This window comes from Candidatus Spechtbacterales bacterium (assembly GCA_040879145.1).
Classification (GTDB): domain Bacteria; phylum Patescibacteriota; class Minisyncoccia; order Spechtbacterales; family 2-12-FULL-38-22; genus JAWVZY01.
This window is the reverse complement of record JBBDKX010000024.1, coordinates 1-17,820: the sequence shown is the minus strand read 5'-3', so window position 1 is coordinate 17,820 and position 17,820 is coordinate 1. Positions and strand designations below refer to the sequence as shown.

At 41.4% G+C, this 17,820-nt stretch carries 16 protein-coding genes and 2 tRNA genes; all 18 read left to right on the top strand.

Annotation, left to right across the window (positions count from 1 at the left end; genetic code table 11):
• Positions 1-1,325: tail fiber domain-containing protein (locus WDZ40_02885; protein MEX0877780.1), on the top strand; the 1,325-nt coding region annotated here is incomplete at its 5' end.
• A 194-nt stretch (positions 1,326-1,519) separates the two neighbouring features.
• Entirely contained in the window at positions 1,520-3,979 is a 2,460-nt protein-coding gene (locus tag WDZ40_02880) for a tetratricopeptide repeat protein (GenBank protein ID MEX0877779.1), read from the top strand.
• Between the two features lie 70 nt (positions 3,980-4,049).
• The gene (locus WDZ40_02875; GenBank protein MEX0877778.1) at positions 4,050-5,033 is read left to right on the top strand and encodes a HAMP domain-containing sensor histidine kinase; all 984 of its coding nucleotides are present in this window, start codon (positions 4,050-4,052) and stop codon (positions 5,031-5,033) included.
• Between the two features lie 32 nt (positions 5,034-5,065).
• Complete coding sequence (locus tag WDZ40_02870) at positions 5,066-5,437, top strand: response regulator (protein ID MEX0877777.1); 372 nt, start codon at positions 5,066-5,068, stop codon at positions 5,435-5,437.
• A 52-nt stretch (positions 5,438-5,489) separates the two neighbouring features.
• On the top strand, positions 5,490-5,861 hold the full coding sequence (locus WDZ40_02865) for a response regulator (GenBank protein MEX0877776.1): 372 nt from the start codon (positions 5,490-5,492) through the stop codon (positions 5,859-5,861).
• Between the two features lie 3 nt (positions 5,862-5,864).
• Complete coding sequence (locus WDZ40_02860; GenBank protein MEX0877775.1) at positions 5,865-7,646, top strand: ATPase, T2SS/T4P/T4SS family; 1,782 nt, start codon at positions 5,865-5,867, stop codon at positions 7,644-7,646.
• A 149-nt stretch (positions 7,647-7,795) separates the two neighbouring features.
• Positions 7,796-9,043: a type II secretion system F family protein gene (locus WDZ40_02855; GenBank protein ID MEX0877774.1), complete on the top strand. Its 1,248-nt coding sequence runs from the start codon at positions 7,796-7,798 to the stop codon at positions 9,041-9,043.
• A gap of 14 nt (positions 9,044-9,057) precedes the next feature.
• Positions 9,058-10,476 carry a prepilin-type N-terminal cleavage/methylation domain-containing protein gene (locus WDZ40_02850; GenBank protein ID MEX0877773.1) on the top strand — a complete coding sequence of 473 codons (1,419 nt, stop codon included), beginning with the start codon at positions 9,058-9,060 and terminating at the stop codon, positions 10,474-10,476.
• A gap of 17 nt (positions 10,477-10,493) precedes the next feature.
• Positions 10,494-11,054 carry a type II secretion system protein gene (locus tag WDZ40_02845; protein MEX0877772.1) on the top strand — a complete coding sequence of 187 codons (561 nt, stop codon included), beginning with the start codon at positions 10,494-10,496 and terminating at the stop codon, positions 11,052-11,054.
• Positions 11,055-11,101: 47 nt separating this feature from the next.
• Positions 11,102-11,680 carry a hypothetical protein gene (locus WDZ40_02840; GenBank protein ID MEX0877771.1) on the top strand — a complete coding sequence of 193 codons (579 nt, stop codon included), beginning with the start codon at positions 11,102-11,104 and terminating at the stop codon, positions 11,678-11,680.
• 9 nt (positions 11,681-11,689) lie between these two features.
• Entirely contained in the window at positions 11,690-12,970 is a 1,281-nt protein-coding gene (locus tag WDZ40_02835) for a hypothetical protein (protein MEX0877770.1), read from the top strand.
• 52 nt (positions 12,971-13,022) lie between these two features.
• Positions 13,023-14,108, top strand: coding sequence for a type IV pilus assembly protein PilM (gene pilM, locus WDZ40_02830; GenBank protein ID MEX0877769.1), 1,086 nt, complete (start codon positions 13,023-13,025; stop codon positions 14,106-14,108).
• Positions 14,101-14,652 carry a hypothetical protein gene (locus WDZ40_02825; GenBank protein ID MEX0877768.1) on the top strand — a complete coding sequence of 184 codons (552 nt, stop codon included), beginning with the start codon at positions 14,101-14,103 and terminating at the stop codon, positions 14,650-14,652. The genes pilM and WDZ40_02825 overlap by 8 nt, the downstream gene beginning before the upstream one ends.
• Before the next feature lies 1 nt (position 14,653).
• On the top strand, positions 14,654-15,184 hold the full coding sequence (gene pilO, locus WDZ40_02820) for a type 4a pilus biogenesis protein PilO (protein ID MEX0877767.1): 531 nt from the start codon (positions 14,654-14,656) through the stop codon (positions 15,182-15,184).
• A gap of 3 nt (positions 15,185-15,187) precedes the next feature.
• The gene (locus WDZ40_02815) at positions 15,188-15,484 is read left to right on the top strand and encodes a hypothetical protein (GenBank protein MEX0877766.1); all 297 of its coding nucleotides are present in this window, start codon (positions 15,188-15,190) and stop codon (positions 15,482-15,484) included.
• Positions 15,485-15,608: 124 nt separating this feature from the next.
• Positions 15,609-15,682 (top strand) — tRNA-Arg (locus tag WDZ40_02810).
• 415 nt (positions 15,683-16,097) lie between these two features.
• Positions 16,098-16,171: transfer RNA gene (locus WDZ40_02805), tRNA-His, on the top strand.
• A 193-nt stretch (positions 16,172-16,364) separates the two neighbouring features.
• Positions 16,365-17,468, top strand: a complete 1,104-nt coding sequence (gene ychF / locus WDZ40_02800) for a redox-regulated ATPase YchF (protein MEX0877765.1) — start codon at positions 16,365-16,367, stop codon at positions 17,466-17,468.
• Positions 17,469-17,820: the final 352 nt, after the last annotated feature.

The window sequence follows — 17,820 nt, the reverse complement described above, 5'->3', positions numbered from 1 at the left end:
AGGGAGAACTCGCAGGAACAGGAACTCTCGGCTTTACATGGGGAGACTCTGAAATTTCAGATACTATAACTGCTTCAAACTATCTACCGCTTGCAGGAGGAACACTAACCGGAGCATTAACCATTCAGGGATCTGACGACACGGATGCCCTGAGCATCCACGAGGGCGCCACCAACCGCTTCTCCATCCGGGTGCGGGGAACAGGAACTGACCTTGCCTCCTTCTTTGTCCGTGGCGCGCAGGTCATGACACTGGAAGAAGGGGGCAACGTCGGCATCGGGAGGATGTCATCTACGAACAAATTGGAGGTAGAGGGGGCGGCATCAAAGGCAACTGCCGGCGATTGGTTGTCAAACTCGGATAAACGCATTAAAACAGATATTAGTTCGGCGGAGGGATTGGAATTTTTGACCCAGCTTAACCCTGTGAAGTTTCGCTACACCGATGAATATTTGACATTACACCCAGAGATTGAAAATAGGGTATATTACAACTTTATCGCCCAGGAGTTTGCCGAAGTATTCCCTGACGCAGTACAGGGAAGTGGCGAATACTTGCCCGATGGTTCGGAAATCCTCCAGCTTGACCCGTATAACGCGAGCATTGTTACCATAAAAGCAATACAGGAGCTGGATATAAAAATTGAAGAGCTGCGCTCCGAAAAAGAATTGCAGATAACAACATCTGTAAGCGCTGAAGAGACAGTTTTATCTGCTGATCTGATCGCTTCTTTTAAGGACTTATACCGTGTGGCCGGACTGAAACTGAAGGACGGCATCCTGGCGTTTAAAGAGTTGTTTATGGAAAAGCTTTTTGTACGGGAACTTGTTATTGACGCGTCACCTCCGGCTTTTAAAAAAGACCCAACAGTAGGGTCTGTAGAGATTAAAACAGATAATCTGCAGATATCTGAGGAAGACGGACATGCCATGTTTATAATAAAGAATGATAATATAAATAAGGATTCTAAGGTTTTTGTAACTTTGCGCGGAGATTACGCGCCGGCAACGCGCTACTGGCTGGACTTAGATAGCGGGGAATTTACCATATACTTTAATAGCACTCCGCTTAATACGGTAAATCTTGATTACTGGGTAGTAGGCGTTACAGGAATTGAAGAGAGCGAAGAGTTGCAGGAAGAGGTTGAAAATTCTGCTGAGGGGGAAGAAGCCGGGTCACTTGACCCGGTCGGGGCGGATACCCCGAAAATCCAAGATGAAGGGATTAGCGGAACTACAGAAGAAGTTATAGAGGAAGTTCCGCAGGAGGAGCCAGATGGCACAGAAGAGTCTAAGAAAGTTAACAGTGCGGATATAAGCGAATAGGAGGCATACACAGGTTCAACCTGTGTATGCCCTGTGTATGCGATTGTTTCGGAACCGTAAGGTCGGACATACACAGGTTGAACCTGTGTATGTGATCCCTCTAAAATCAAGATGGAGAGGAGGAAGGCGAAGGTGTTGAGATTTAAAATTATAAGATAGCATTATAAATAATAGTAAGTTACAATAAAAAACATATGCAAAAAGAACAAAATAGTAAACTAAAAAGCAAAAAGAGTTGGACCTTTGACAAAATGGCGCTTTACGCGTTGGTCTTTTTGATGCCAACCTTTTTTCTTACCGCAACACTGTCTCCGGTAGGTATAAATAAGCAACTTTTTGCGGGCACCCTGCTTATAGCACTGCTTATATATGTGCTTGCCAAATTTCTGGCTTCAGGTAAAATTACGCTTCCACCAAAGCACCTAAGCATAACAGCGTTAGCTGTTTTCATAGCAGTTTTGTTAGCAGGTCTTTTTTCTCAGGCGCGAAGCATAAGTTTTTTTAGCACAACTCCGGACTCTGTTTTTTGGGTAGGTACGTATGTAGTAGCCTTTTTTGCCGGAGTGGTATCTCTGCGGAGCGTTAAGAGTATTAAAACCTTATCTGTTTTTTATTTGGCAGGTATGGTTTTGGTTTCTGTGATCTCTGTTTTACAGTTGGTGGGTATTTTTATTTTTCCTTTTAGTTTTTCAAAAGATGTCGGGTTCAATCCGGTGGGTAGCGTATTTGCGTTTGGGTTTCTTTTAGCCGCTGCCTTAGTCGCTGTTTTAACTTTTTTAAATACAGTACGCGTAGACAATAAAAAAGTGCGTGTTATTCTTTGGACCACAGCTTTGTTTTTTACGTTAATTCTTTTGCAAATTAATTTGTGGAGCATATGGTTGGCCATAGCAATAGCTGCTGTTTTAACAGTTTTGGTTGCGGGTTCTAAAATGGTGGCAAAAAAAGACGCGACACTGAAACCCCTGTTTATTCCCTTTGGAATGATAATGATTTCTCTCTTCTTTATAATTGTCGGGGCGCAATTTCCTACATTTATTGCGAACACAGCGGAGGTTGGCCTGTCCCTAGATAGAACAGTAGATATCGCCGGTAAATCTATGTCTGCGGGAAGGTGGGCGGTTGGAACGGGTCCCGGAACATTTGCTTATAACTACTCTCTGCACAGACCACTGGAGATTAATCAGACAGATTTTTGGGGAGTGCGATTTGGACAGGGACACTCGGCTTTATCTACATACATATCAACACTCGGAATCCCCGCAGTGCTTCTCGTCTTAATATTTTTAGGTATGTTTTTTGTAAGTTCCCTAAAGGGTTCTTTTTATGCGAGCAGGTTAACATCTAAAAAAGACTCCAAGGACAACTTTTTGAATGGCATCGCCCTGGGGGCCATAGGGGTCGCCGCAGTGTTGGCTGCAGCCATGTTTGTATATAAGGGCAACGTTGTTTTACACCTGTTTCTTTTTATGGCTATGGGAGTTGCTTTGAGTTCGTTGATAAAACTCGGAGCCGTGGCTGGTATTAAACTTGATATGACCAAAAAACCACAAGTTATGATAATTTCTTCTTTGGCTGCTCTTTTAGTAATTAGCGGGGCATTTGGAGGTCTTTATATTTTGGGACAAAGATATGTTGCACAGGTTTATCTTGCCCAGGCTGTAAAAAATTATCAAGAAAATCAAGATTTGAATCAGGCAATAGACAAACTGCAAAGAGCTTTAGATACAAATTCTTCGGATGATTCAATCCTGAGAGTTACATCCCAGGCGCTTGTGCTAAGACTGGGAGAAATTATAAACAGTGAGGATCTTACAGAGCAGGAAATAAGTACTCAGTTTGAAAATACGCTTCGCGCGGCGGTTTCAGTCTCCACTAAAGCCACCAAGCTAAACCCAAAAGATGTTCAAAACTGGGAACAACTCGGCGTTGTGTATGGAAATCTTATAGGTTTTGTGGATGGCGCAGCTGAACTCGCTGTAAACGCATACGAAGAGGCGCGGGTTTTGGATCCAAATAATCCCTCTCTTCCTTTAGCTGTCGCGCGAGTCTACCTGACTAATGCTTACGTTTTGCAAAATCAACTTTCAGCACTTACTCAAGGACAAGATAGCTCTGTGCAGTTAGAACAGGAACTTGTGAACAAAAGAACAGCTTCCTTAAATAGGTCTGTTGAATATATTGAAGAAGCACTAAGGTTGAAGCCAGACTACATATCAGCAAGTTTTCTGCTTGCTTCGGCTTATCAGCGATTGGGGGAACTGGATAAGGCAATTATAGAAACCGAGCAATTGGCAAGAATTGCTCCCCGTGATCCAAATATGGCATTTCAGTTAGGACTGCTTTATTATCAAAATGATGAATTTGAAAAAGCGGTGGTTGAATTGGAGCGCTCTATTTCTTTGGCATCAGATCAGTTTGCCAACGCTAGGTATTATTTGGGCTTAACGTACAACCAGCTGAACAGAGGAGAGGATGCCATACGACAATTTGAGCGTTTGTCTCAGGATAATCCGGGCAATCAGTTGGTCGAAAGAATATTGAATAATTTAAGAAGTGGGCGTGGAGCGCTGGAGGATGTGCTACAACCTGATACTACCCCTCCCATAGAGGACACCGGAGGCGCAGAGGATGAACCGCCACTTCCTTTTTAAGAACCTGAACTTTAGCTTATTCCACAGAAAACCTCTCGCTTAGAGGTTTTTTGTTTGGTATACTGAAAAAATGAAGACAAGGCGTGAAAAAATTATAGATCAGATCTTTTTTTGGCGTGAATGCAAGGAGTATGGATTAAGTGTTTGGGTTTGCCCTAACTTCCTTTTTTTGGTAATGGGTATTCTTACCATAGTAGGAATGTTAGCAACCTACGAGATTTCACAAGGGTTTACTGAGGAAGGTTTTGCAGCTCTGTTAGTCGCGTTAGTCGCGCTTGTTATATTTGTACCGGGAAGCATAATAGTTCAAAGTTTTGAGAAAATGGCTACCGCAAATAGGATGAAGACAGAGTTTGTGAGTATAGTCTCACACCAGTTGCGTTCTCCCTCATCCGCAGTAAAGTGGTCTTTGAATCTTTTAATGGGCAACAGGTTGGGTGATTTAACCCCGAAACAGAAAGAGTATTTGGATCTTGTTCATTATAATAACGAAAGAATGATAAAACTTGTTAACGATCTTTTAAATATTTCAAGAATAGAAAAGGGCGAGTTATTTTTAAATCAGAATGAGTTAGATGTAGCGGAGTTAATAAAGAAGGTGGTTGATTCTCTATCTCCCTTGGCAAAGTCAAGTAATATCAACTTAAACTTCAATCCTCCTCATAACGGGGAGCTTAAAGTTTATGGAGATGAAGTTTACGTAGGGGTTGTTATCTATAATCTTGTAGACAATGCTATACGATACAGTAAAAAAGAGGGGGACGTTGAGGTAAAAGCCTTTTTAATAGAGGATAAAAAGGTGCGCGTTGAGGTCAAGGATAATGGTGTGGGTATTCCCAAGAAAGAGCAAGCATTAATATTTCAAAAGTTTTTTCGTTCAAAAAATATTGCCAAACATCAAAGCGACGGAACAGGGATAGGTCTTTTCATAGCCAAAGCTGTGGTTGAACAAATGGGAGGGGCGATAGGTTTTTCTTCAAAAGAAGACGAGGGCTCAACTTTTTGGTTTGAAGTTCCAACAGGACAAAGGAAGAGTAAAAAAACTTTTATATAATTAAAGCCGCAAGGTTTTCGCGGAATAATCAAATGTCAAAAAAAATATTGTTTGCTGAGGATGAAGAAGTTTTGTTAAGATCTCTTACGGAAATACTTACTCAAGAGGGGTATGATGTAACAGGCGTAATGGATGGCGAGAGTGCTATTGAACAAGTAACGAAAAATAACCCCGACCTTATACTGCTTGACCTCATACTTCCAAAAAAGGATGGATTTGAGGTTCTAAAATCTCTTAAAGCGGGTGAAACTACAAAACACATACCAGTAATTGTACTTACCAACTTAGAATCACTTGGAGATATATCCCGCGCGCTTGAAGCGGGCGCGTCTGCTTACCTTGTTAAGGCAAATTACGACCTGGAGGATGTGCTTAAGAAAATAGAAGCTGTTTTAGGAACTTAGCGTTAACATTAGTAACTGTTTTTGCGAGATTAAAACTCGCAACACAAAAAACATGGCAAGAAAAATTTTGTTTATAGAAGATGAAGAATACCTACAGATGACTCTTGGGGAGCGTCTAAAAGAAGAGGGTTATGAGATACTCACCGCGCTTGACGGGGAATTGGGTTTGGAAACTGCTCAAAAAGAACAACCCGACCTTATATTGCTTGACCTCATACTTCCCAAAAAGGATGGATTTGAGGTTTTGGAAGAGTTAAAGAAAAGTGAAGAGCTGGAGCACATACCTGTCATAGTGCTTACCAATCTTGAGGAAAGCAGGGACATACAGAGAGTGCTTGATGCCGGGGCTACTACATATTTAGTAAAAGCAAACTATGAGATGGAAGAGGTGGTAAAGAAGATAAAAAATGTACTACACGAATAAAATATGCGCATTACCAACAAACAACTGAGGGCGTTTATAGAAGACGCTAATCTTGTTGAAAAACCTGATTTGGAAAAAGCATTTAAAGAGGCGGAAGACAAAGAAAAGCCGCTTAGCGATGTCCTGCTTTCCAGAAAGCTAATAGATGAAGAGAGGATAGCTTCGCTTAGGGCATATATAGCGGGTGTTCCGTATTTGGATCTTACAAAACAGAAGATTCTGCCCGAGGTTCTGCATATAATCCCCGAGCCAATTGCCCGCAAAAACAACATTATAGCCTACAAAAGAGATGGGGATAATTTGGATGTCGCAATGACAGACCCTACGGATATACAGACTGTAGATTTTATTAGAAAAAAATCAGGACTTAATATAATTCCGCGCTATACGAGCCACGAAGGAATTAAGCAGGCTTTAAAATTGTACGAAAAGAGTCTTGAAAAAGAGTTTGAAGGATTGGTAGGATCTGAAGAAAAAGAATCTGAATTAAATGAAAGTATTACAACAGAAGGACTGCAGGGCGATGTAGCAAAAGATGTCCCCAAAAAAGAAGATCTTAAAAAAGAAGCCGAAGAGCTTCCTATAATAAGAATTGTAGACTCCATATTGCGCCACGCAATATCACAGCGGGCAAGTGATATACACATTGAACCTGAAGAAAAAGATGTTTTGGTTCGTTACAGAATAGATGGAATATTGCATGATGCCATGATATTGCCCAAAAAAGTTCAGGATGGGGTTGTCGCGCGAATAAAGATTTTGAGTAATTTACGCTTAGACGAACACCGCCTTCCCCAGGATGGACGTTTTACAATAAAAACCGATGATTCAAGGGTTTCATTCCGTGTTTCCATGCTCCCTGTTTATGATGGAGAAAAAGTGGTACTACGTCTTTTACCCGAAGGCTCCAAAGGTTCTAACTTGGAGGAGAGGGGTTACAGGGGAGAGGCTCTTGAGAGATTGCAACATGCGATGCAAAAACCCTTAGGTATGATATTAGCTACGGGTCCCACCGGATCAGGTAAAACAACGAATTTGTATACAGTGTTAGATATATTAAATAAACCGGGTGTAAACATCTCTACCGTTGAGGATCCTATAGAGTATAGAATGCCCAGAATTAACCAGACCCAAATTAAACCCGAAATCGGGCTTACATTTGCCAATGGGTTACGCGCGCTTGTTCGTCAGGACCCCGATATTATCATGGTGGGAGAGATTCGCGATAATGAGACCGCGAGTTTGGCGATAAATGCCGCTTTAACCGGACACCTGGTATTATCTACCATACACACCAATAGCGCCGCGGGAGCGATGCCACGACTTATGGACATGGACCAGGAGCCTTTTTTGATATCATCAACTCTTAATATTGCCATAGGACAGCGTCTTGTTAGAAAATTATGTCCCGACGGCAGAGAAAAATATAAATTATCTAAAAAAGAGGTAGAGTCTTTGGGTAAGAGTGTGAATTTAGACAGGCTTTTGGAGGTAATGAAAAAAGAAAAGGTTATTGGAAAAAGTGATACATGGGAATCTATAGAATTTTATAAACCTAAGCCGTCTGATAATTGTCCGGATGGGTACAGTGGAAGGATGGGGATTTTTGAAGTTCTTGAGGTTAGCGAGTCTATTAAAAAATTAATAAACGAAAGCGCCACCACAGACGCGATAGAAGAACAGGCAAAGAAGGAGGGCATGTTAACAATGTTAGAGGACGGCGTTATGAAGGCGGTTCAAGGGATAACAACTCTGGAAGAGATACTCAGAGTAACTAGTGAATAAGCTCGCTTAAAACCGCGGATTAATACGGATAAAAGCAGATTAATGCAGAGCTATCTGCACAAAATCCGCAAAATCAGCATATATCAGCGGTTATTTTGTGAGCGTCTGCCTGTGCGTGCGGCACGCACGCAGACAGGTAGCGAAACAAAATGTTATTTAAATACAAAGCAAAAAATCCTGAAGGAGAAACCAGAGAAGGGGAAACGGAAGCTGCGAGCCAGCTTGACCTTGCCCGTGCTTTGCGCGATGAGGGTTTTTATCTTATAGATGTAGAAGTTATGGGTGATGATGGTGAAAACAGCGGTTCCGGTGTACAGAAATTAGCCAAACTGGATTTAAATGTTTTTGTTGAAAAAATAAAAGGAGTTTCTCTGGAAGAGAAAATGATGTTTTCACGAAACCTCTCAGTTATGATATCCAGTGGCATAGATATTTCACGCGCTCTTGAGGTTTTGGAAAAACAGTCTCAGAGCCCCACCTTTAAAAGGACTATAAAAAAGATAAGCAAAGACCTTCAGTCGGGAAAGAATTTTAGCGACGCGGTAGCAGAGCATCCAAAGATTTTTGGGACTCTGTACTCAAGCATGGTAAAGGCCGGAGAAGTTTCCGGTAATTTGGACGGCACGCTTGAGGTTTTGGCCTCACAACTTGAAAAACAACACGAACTTAGGTCTAAAGTTAGGGGTGCCATGGTTTATCCGGCTGTTATTATAATAGCCATGATAGGAATAGGGATTTTAATGATGATAATGGTTGTCCCTCAACTTAAGTCAATTTTTGGAGACTTGGGTGTAGATTTGCCTGTTACCACACAGGCAATAATAACAGTAAGTGATTTTCTGACAGTATATTGGTGGGCTGTTTTAGCGGCATTGCCCTTTTTTATATTTTTACTTAAAAAATTTCTTAGCACCGAAAACGGAAAAAGGAGTTTATCTTTTTTGGTGTTGCACATACCTCTTTTTAAAGAATTATCTCATAAAATAAACAATGCCGCTTTTGCCAGAACACTTAGCTCTCTTATATCCGGAGGTGTCCCCATTTTGGAAGGGCTCGGCATAGTTTCTGAAACTCTAAATAATGTGTATTACCGTGAATCACTTGAGAGTGCTACAGAAGAAGTAAAGAAAGGAAAAAATCTTTATGAGGTTTTGGATGGTTACTCTAAGCTTTATACTCCTTTGATGTTGGAAATGATACAAGTAGGGGAGGAATCCGGAAAACTCTCAGATTTATTGAGTCGCGTCGCGGAGTTTTATGAGAGAGAGGTTTCGGACACTACAGATAACATGTCTTCAATAATAGAACCAATACTAATGCTTTTTATTGGGGGAGCTGTCGGATTTTTTGCTATTTCTATAATGCAGCCCATATACGGCATGCTTGGAAGTGCTTAATTTCCTATTTTCTAATGAAGATATTTTTAAAAAACAAAAATACGCAGGGTTTTACAATAGTAGAGATACTTGTTGTTTTATCCGTTGCTACTATCCTGTTTATGATATCTACAGGAGTATACTTTTCTTTAAGGCATGATGTAGGTGTAGATACGGACGCGCAAAAAATAGCAAGCGTCTTACGCCTTGCGCAAAACAGAACTCTTGCCGCGCAGGACTTTTCTTCCCACGGAGTTTATTTTGACGCAGGTGCGGGAACTTACACCTTGTTTTTTGGCAACACTTTTGATTCTATGGATCCGGACAACGAAACTAATAATTTGGATGCTTCGGTGGAGATTATAAACGTTCAGTTTGCGGGCGGTGGGTTAGATGTAGTTTTTGACAGGCTTTCAGGATATACCACTAACTCAGGATTCGTTGAAGTAGCAAGGAAAGGAGATTCATCAGTAAGAAGTGTTATTTGCATTGACAGCACGGGTAATGTAACTATTTTGAATAGTCCGGAGCTGTGCATTCCTTCGGATATTGAATATGTTGACGGGCTTTCAGATTCTAATCTTGCGTCATTTCCTTCAGATTCCGCTGTGGGCGATCCGGCACAAAGTTTTACAGCTGGTTCTGATGTGGTGTATGCGAGCAGGGTAGATCTTTATCTGCGCTATAATGATGATGATGTAGACTCCGAGTTTTCAGACGTCTTTTTAGAGATTAGAGAGGGCAGTACCACCGGAAATGTTATAGGTAAAAGTTTGATTGTAGACGGCGACATACTGCCATCCGTGCTATCTTGGGTGCAATTTATTTTTCCCTCTTCGGTTGAGTTACAGCCGTCCACAACATATTTTATGCGTCTGCGTTCACTGCCAAATTCAACAATAGCTGCCTCCGGAGCGGAGGGCACAATAATTTGGGGATATGAACACGCGGCTTCTGCTCCTCCCGCCTACGCCGATGGAGACGCTTGGAGATATGTTGGCGCTAATAATAATCCATCTGACGATGGAGAACAGCTCGGTCCCGCCGATCAGTATGATTTTAGCTTTAGGATGTATTCACAAGAAGGTCCGACTGTTACAGACTCCAGACACCTTGAATTTGACCTCGGTTTTAGCTTAAGAAATTCTACAAATCTGATACTAACTTTTGACGGCGGAACTCATGTTGAAAATATAGCGGTGGATGATTTTATGAATGGAAGTTCCACGGTTTTTAACTGGGAAGAAACCATAGACATATCAGGCAATGAAGAGCATATAAGGGTGCATAGTCTATATATAGATGATAACGACACTATTTTGTCTGTACACAGAAATAGAGATGATAACGACCTCTCTTTAGGTGTTGATATAGACACTGTAGATGTTGTGGATTATGACGCCGGAGGCGTGCCAACCAAAGGGTTTAGCATATTAAGTATGATTTATAGATAAATCATGTAACACACAGCATGAAACATATAACAAAAAACTATAAAAAAACAAAAGGGAAAAAATTGTTCCATGTCCTATGTTCTGTGTTTTACGGTAAAGCCGAAGGTGAGCGTGGTTTTGGTATTGTTGAAATGATAGTTGTTATAGCTGTTTTGGCAACAACTTTTATAGGTATTATGCAGGTTTTGTTTTTACAACAGAGGGTACAGATTTTAGCGGAACAGGATGCCTCGGCGTATATTTTAGCAAGAGAAACCATGGAATCTGTAAGAAGTGTTCGCGATAGCAATTGGGACAATGTTTCCACACTTAGCTACTCTACCGCTTATTACCCCCGGGTTAATGTATCTGACCGGTGGGAATTGGTTGCAACAAATCCGGGCCCGGTGGGTATATATACAAGATGGGTGGAGTTTGAAGAGGTGTTTCGTGACTCAAGTGATGACATAGCAACAAGCGGAACAAGTGACGTGGATACCTTGAAGGCGAATGTTTTTGTGCGGTGGGCACGACCGGGCGGGGATTCAAGAACAGTAACACTGGAATCCTACTTAACTAACTGGCAAAACTATAGATAATGGAATAGCTTTTAGCTGTTAGCTGTCAGCTTTCAGCTTGTGTAACCATGGATAAAATAAATATTTTTTTTAAATACTTAAAAATCGGAAGCCGAAAGCCGGAAGATAGCCAAGGTTTTTCTCTTATGGAGCTTATTGTGTATACAGCGCTTTTGGCTATGGTTATTATGTTTTTGTTCCAGTTTTTATTAGGTGCTGTTAATTCTCAGAGTCGTGGAGGGAGTAAGGATAAGCTTATAAATAACACGATAAGTGCCATGCATGCTATAGACTTTCAGATACGCCATTCCAGTGATATATACGACGCGACATCGGACTTTGTTTCGGATCCGGGACAGTTAAGCTTGTTGTCAAAAAAGGCGGGATATCCGGGTGAAACACAGGCTTATTTAGATATTTTTGTTGATTCTAATGAGCGTCTTTGTATTAAAAAAGAAAATACAGGCATACAGTGTTTAACATCGGGGGGAATTGTGGTTGCCAGTCTTGATTTTTCTAAAGTTTATTTAGAAGACGGTACGGAGGACGGTATTTTAACAGCTCTTACCCTTGAGTATAATCCGGGTGGTTCCGGTGATATTTTGTCACACAGCGTGCAATCATTTACCCAGATGCGCAATTATTAAATTATTTTTATGATTAAGGTTAACAAAAAAGAAGAAGGTGTCATAGCTTTGGGGATGACTATAATAGTAATGTTTATAGGGTCTACAATAGCACTATCTCTTGTTTTTGTGTTTTTAAACAGGCTTGAAGCAGCAAGAAATTTTGGCATGAGCGAGCAGGCGCTTTACGCTTCGGAGGCAGGAATAGAGGATGTTCTTTTGCGCTATCTGGATTCAAGTAAGAGTTATACTGCGCCCTACACCTTAAATGTGGGAGATGCCTCGGCCGAGATCCAGGTCCAAAGCATCTCGGGGGGCGATGAGCTTGTTTCGAAAGGAGATAGTTCCGGCAGAATAAGGGAATTAAAAGTCGTGGTGGAAAGCAACACAACCGGAGCCTCCTTCAACTACGGAGCCCAGGTCGGAGAGGGTGGTCTTGAGATGGACGACAACAGCGAAATTATAGGAAGCGTATATTCTAACGGTTCGGTTGACGGCGACAGTGGCGCTATAGTTACGGGTGATGTTATTGTCGCCGTCAACGGCAACAAAATTAAAGATTTAGAAATCGGCGGCAACGCGGAGGCCTATGAGCTGGAGGACTGCAGTGTGGACGGAGACATTACGTATGTAACCGGCGGCGGGGTTGACGACTGCCCTGCGGGCGGAGATGTGACAGAGCAACAAGAAGAGATACCTCCCGTAGATCTGCCTATATCGGATGACACAATAAACGACTGGAAAGAGGATGCCGAAGACGGCGGAATAATTTCCGCGGGCGACTATGACCCTGGTGATGACGACACAATAGGGCCCGGCGTCATTGAAGGCGATATGCTTTTGGGAAACAATATTACCATTACCCTAACAGGCACCGTTTGGGTTAAAGGAAATATAGATATCAGCAATGGGGGATCTATACAGCTTGACTCTTCGTATGGCAGAGATTCGGGTGTTATAATAACAGATGGATGGATACACATTAAAAATAACGGAACATTTGCAGGATCCGGCGATCCGGATAGTTATCTTATGTTGCTGAGTACTGTTGCCTGCCGTGGAGATGGTAGCGGAGACTGCACTCATCACGACGCGGCTATAGACCTTCACAACAATGCTTCCGGCGTGATTTTTTACGCGGCGGACGGATTGACATACTTACACAATAACGTGGAGGTAGTACAGCTTACTGCCTGGAAAATATTTTTGGACAATAACGCGGTCTTGCAATATACTACAGGATTAGCCAATTTAAATTTTTCCTCCGGGCCCGCGGGAGGGTTCACCATTAAATCTTGGGAAGAGCAGTAAGTAAAATAATGATACAATAGTACTAAGGAAACATTTACCATTTATATATAAAATGAAGATAATTCCATCAGCATTTGGGCTGGATATGTCGGATTCATCCTTCAAATTCGTCCAGCTGAAAAAAAAGAACAAAAATTACGACCTCGCTGTTTTTGGAGAGGGTCTTTTTCCAAAAGGCGCCATTGAGGGCGGTAAGATAAAAAAACCGTCTGAAGTAGCACAAGTTTTAAAAGAAGAACTCAGCAAGCATCGCGGTAAAGGGCTGTCTCCGTATGTTGTAGCCTCTCTTCCGGATGAAGAGGTTTTTCTTAAGTCAATTCGCATCCCCATATTAGATAAAAAAGAGCTGGAAAGCACAGTTATGGTTGAAGCTGAACGCAATCTACCCATACAGGCAAATAATTCATATTTATCGTACAAGGTGTTGAATTTACATGATGAAAATGACCACACAGACGTACTTGTTGGGGCGGCAAGAAAGGATGTGGTAGATTCTTATGCCGATCTTTTAACTGACGCGGGCTTACGGCCGGTTGTTATTGAGCCCGAAGTCATAGCCATAAGCCGAAGCGCCATAAAGGGAAGTTCAGATAAGGCGGTTATTATAACAGAGATAGGGGCTAACCGAACACGCCTTATAACTTTTTCTAAAAATTCAGTTGTATTAACAGGTTCCGTTAACTTTTCTACGAATGAGGCGACAGAATCTATAGCTAAGTCTTTGGGACTGGAACTTGAAAAAGCTCAACAACTGCGCTGGGATCCGAGGTTGTTAAAGGATCCAAAATATGGAAAAAAAATAGAGGAAGCATTAAATCCTATTTTTGAACGATTAGCTGATTCGGTTAATAATTATATGGGTTTTTTACAAGACTCACTAAAAGAACAGGGGAGTAACGCTCACGATGTTGAAAAGCTAATTATTTCCGGTGGAGGCGCCCGGCTTCCCGGCATCGTAAAACAGTTGAGCCTGCTTTTGCAAAAGCAGGTTGAGCCCGTAAACCCCTGGGTTAATGTTTTGCCGTACCCTTTGAAGGAAACACCCGAACTAAGTTATGAGGAGTCTGTGCGCTACACAACTGCCATAGGGCTGGCTCTTAAGGGAGCAGAGGGCGCGTTTAAAGAATTATATGAATAATTTTAATTTTCTTCCCGAAAAATTTAAAGACAATATAAAAAACATTGTAAATGTTCGCTTGTTGTATGCTGGAAGCGTTGTTTTTTTTATCTGGATGCTGATATTCGGTATAACAATATTTGCAAATACTCAGGTGTTAAGCATACAAAATAACGCGCTTAAGCAAAATATAGAGAATATCTCAGGCTTGAGAGAAACAGCCGAAGCTCGTGACCTGGAAAAAGAGATAAACGAGTTTAATCAGCTTCTTTTGAAGATACAAGATATAAAAAACAGTGATAAGCACGATATTGCGCAAATCATCAGCGATATAGCTTATGCTGTCTCTGGCGGTGTTGAATTAAACTCTTTAACATTCAACTCTTCTGCAGGGTCTGTGTTCATTAGCGGACACGCAGAGCAGCGGACACAAGTTATAGCAGTTCAAAGCAGTCTTGAAGAAAGCAGTCTTTTTAAGGAGGTAGAGGGGCCTTTGTCAAATTTATTAAAATCCGAAGATATTGATTTTCAATTTACCCTTAAACTGGAAAGCACAGAAAAATAGGATGAAAAAAAACAAAAACAAATTATTTACTGCTTTAGGGGTGTTTGCGGGGGTTGTTGTTCTTTGTATCTTTGTGTTGTGGCAATTTTTGTTGTCGGGACTGCATGCCACGCAGGGTGATTATGTGGCAAACAGCAGGGCGCTAAGCGAGGTTGAACAAAAGGCGGATTTAAAAAATGATCTTGCCAAAGAGATTGAAAAAATAAACTCGGATATAGAAACTGTTAAAGGCTTGTTGCTTACGGAGGGTGATAAATTGGAATTTATACAAGAAATAGAGGGAATAGCTTTGGCTAACGGTAATACTTATTCTGTCAGAAGTACAAATGAGATAAAAGATTCAAAAACAGGCAAGGTTGTAGAAATAGATTTTTCTGTTAATTTACAAGGGACTTTTGCGGGAGTTTTCGGTTTTTTTGAGGGCTTAAAGTCAACGCCGTACTTGATAAGCATCAAACAAGTTAGTATGAGCAAAGAGGGGGACGGTGGTCTAATAAGCACAAATGTAGTACTTAAAATATATTTACAATAAAACATGCAATTTAAAAGCCTAAAATTTAAACTTAAAAAAGAAGATATAGAGCGTGTTGAAAAAACACTTCCGGTTTTTTTAGCTAAACACTTCACTGTTATATTTCTTTTTGGAGCGGTGTTGGCACTGCTTATAGGTAGTTACTATTTTTATCAAAATGTTTATGTTTTAACGGGCGAGGATTACAGTGTTTTTGTATCTGTAAAAAAGGTAAACATGTCTGTGTTTGAAGATGTCCTGAGTTTTATAGAAAACAGGCGAACAGGATCTGTTAACTCTTCTGTGCCGGATCCCTTTTAAGATTCTTGTATCTGGTGTTTGATTTTTTTAAACTTTTAAGGTATAATTTATAGCGTTTAAGTTTTTCCAGCGGTTTTACCTATATGTATATGTAAACTAACAGGTTCACTCTGTTGGATATTTTCTCCCCGTAGCTCAACAGGATAGAGCAACAGTTTTCTAAACTGTAGGTTGCTGGTTCGAGTCCAGCCGGGGAGACAAAGAGCAGAATAAGGAAAGTGTTCCAGATGGATTCTATTTCTTTATGAGAGGACAGGCTCACGGTTGTTTTTAATCAATTGCAGTGGGGGGCCTATAGCTTAGTGGTCGGCCCTCTAATTAACAACTGAAATTCATTTAGCGGAGCGTATATTATCCATATTCGAGGCCTGAGGAGTGAAGTGCACAAATGTGCATGAGCGACGAAAACAAAGAATATGGATAATATCCGCCCGCCCCTTGGGAAAAACGAGAATAAACCATCTTCTTTGTCACTCCTCCTTGAAGTGGTGTTAAACCACTCCTGCGTCGTCGTTTCGCGAATCTGGCTCATTCTCGTTTTTCTAAAGCGTATTTCAGTTGTTAATTAGAGGACAGGCTCACGGTTGTGTGTTTACAACTTAAATGCAGTGGGGGGCCTATAGCTTAGTGGTAAAGCTCACGGTTGTGGTCCGTGCGACACGGGTTCAATTCCCGTTAGGCCCCCCACTGCATTTAAGTTGTAATACTGGTCCGTGCGACACGGGTTCAATTCCCGTTAGGCCCCCCACTGTAATTGATATCCGGTTGTGGTCCGTTTTTTGGGAGAAGTCGTGCATTTGCACGGCTTTTGTGATAAAGTAGACACTTGGCGAGTACGAATGAAAACGAAGCACGGAGTAATTCGCCAAAATAAAAATTTATGCTAAGTATAGGAATTGTTGGTTTACCGAACGTAGGTAAATCAACATTATTTACGGCGTTAACCAAAAAACAGGTAGAGATAGCAAATTACCCTTTTGCCACAATAGACCCGAATGTGGGTGTAGTTGAGGTGCCTGATGAGCGTTTGGATAAATTGGCAACGCTTTCAAATTCGGCAAAAAAAGTACCGACAGCTATTGAATTTACAGATATCGCGGGTCTGGTTAAAGGCGCCAATAAAGGAGAAGGATTGGGTAATAAGTTTTTAGCAAACATACGCGAAACCGATGCGATATTATACGTTGTAAGAACTTTTAAGTTAGACGATATTCAGCATGTCGAAAACTCAGTAGACCCTTTGCGGGATATTGAGATATTGCGGACAGAACTTGCATTAAAAGACCTTGAAAGTGTTGAAAAAAGATTGGATACAGTAGAGGGCAAAGCGCGCACGGGGGACAAAGAGGCAAAAGAAGAGTTAGCTGTTGTACAGGAGCTAAAAGAATCTTTGAATAATAACGTGCATGTTGCAGACTTTTTAAAAGGTAAAGATGTTAGTGAAAAATTTCACGCGGTGGTAAAAGATTTGCAACTTTTAACATCAAAACCTTACTTCTTTTTGTTTAATTCAAAAGGGGACGATATTAGCGAAGATTTAGTAGCTTACGTAAATAAACTTGGTTCGGCATATGTAAAGATGGATGTGCGCGAGGAATTAGATTCAGCAGACCTTTCAAAAGAAGAACGGCAGGAGCTGGGCTTAGGGGAGAGTGGGCTTTCGGAACTGGTAAACGCGGGGTATAAAATATTGAAATTAATAACATTTTTAACAACAGGGGAAGATGAAACCCGCGCGTGGACATGTAAAGAGGGGAGCAGAGCTCCCGAAGCAGCGGGTAAGATACATACAGATTTTGAAAAAAAGTTTATTCGTGCCGAGGTTATTCAATGGGATAAGTTGCTTGAAGCAGGCCCTCCTTCGCCCGAAGGCTACGGAAGGGTAAACGCTTGGGCGGCAGCTAAAGAAAAAGGATGGATTCGGACGGAGGGGAAGGAGTATATTGTTCGAGACGGAGATGTAATGGTAATTTTACATTCGTAAATAAGGTAAGGCGATTTCCTATTTGGCGCATTGCTTCGTCAGCGGTTGCGGTGCTCAACGACGTAGTTACCACCTACGCCTTATTCCGCTCCTCATCGCTTCCTCGCACTGCATCCAAATATCAAAATCGCTACATATATATAGCGCAAATCCCTGTCCCGCACTGCGCGTGGTGCGGGGTGAAAATCTCACATTTATATATTAATGTCTTGAATTAGGATTGCGAGAGTTACTACTTACGGTTCATGGCTACACTAACTGCTTAAAAGAAAGTTTAGCTACGCGCCTTCAATTGAAATCTTTGAAAAACATCGCAAAAGCGGTGTTTTTATTTGGTATAATAAAAACTAAT

Excerpts from the sequence above, each read along its gene's own strand:
- WDZ40_02860 (MEX0877775.1), top strand. The coding sequence starts at position 5,865 with ATGCGCATTACCAACAAACAACTGAGGGCGTTTATAGAAGACGCTAAT.
- WDZ40_02845 (MEX0877772.1), top strand. The coding sequence starts at position 10,494 with ATGAAACATATAACAAAAAACTATAAAAAAACAAAAGGGAAAAAATTG.
- ychF (MEX0877765.1), top strand. The coding sequence starts at position 16,365 with ATGCTAAGTATAGGAATTGTTGGTTTACCGAACGTAGGTAAATCAACA.
- WDZ40_02850 (MEX0877773.1), top strand. The coding sequence starts at position 9,058 with ATGAAGATATTTTTAAAAAACAAAAATACGCAGGGTTTTACAATAGTA.
- WDZ40_02840 (MEX0877771.1), top strand. The coding sequence starts at position 11,102 with ATGGATAAAATAAATATTTTTTTTAAATACTTAAAAATCGGAAGCCGA.
- WDZ40_02825 (MEX0877768.1), top strand. The coding sequence starts at position 14,101 with ATGAATAATTTTAATTTTCTTCCCGAAAAATTTAAAGACAATATAAAA.
- WDZ40_02855 (MEX0877774.1), top strand. The coding sequence starts at position 7,796 with ATGTTATTTAAATACAAAGCAAAAAATCCTGAAGGAGAAACCAGAGAA.
- pilM (MEX0877769.1), top strand. The coding sequence starts at position 13,023 with ATGAAGATAATTCCATCAGCATTTGGGCTGGATATGTCGGATTCATCC.
- WDZ40_02875 (MEX0877778.1), top strand. The coding sequence starts at position 4,050 with ATGAAGACAAGGCGTGAAAAAATTATAGATCAGATCTTTTTTTGGCGT.
- pilO (MEX0877767.1), top strand. The coding sequence starts at position 14,654 with ATGAAAAAAAACAAAAACAAATTATTTACTGCTTTAGGGGTGTTTGCG.
- WDZ40_02880 (MEX0877779.1), top strand. The coding sequence starts at position 1,520 with ATGCAAAAAGAACAAAATAGTAAACTAAAAAGCAAAAAGAGTTGGACC.
- WDZ40_02870 (MEX0877777.1), top strand. The coding sequence starts at position 5,066 with ATGTCAAAAAAAATATTGTTTGCTGAGGATGAAGAAGTTTTGTTAAGA.
- WDZ40_02815 (MEX0877766.1), top strand. The coding sequence starts at position 15,188 with ATGCAATTTAAAAGCCTAAAATTTAAACTTAAAAAAGAAGATATAGAG.
- WDZ40_02835 (MEX0877770.1), top strand. The coding sequence starts at position 11,690 with ATGATTAAGGTTAACAAAAAAGAAGAAGGTGTCATAGCTTTGGGGATG.
- WDZ40_02865 (MEX0877776.1), top strand. The coding sequence starts at position 5,490 with ATGGCAAGAAAAATTTTGTTTATAGAAGATGAAGAATACCTACAGATG.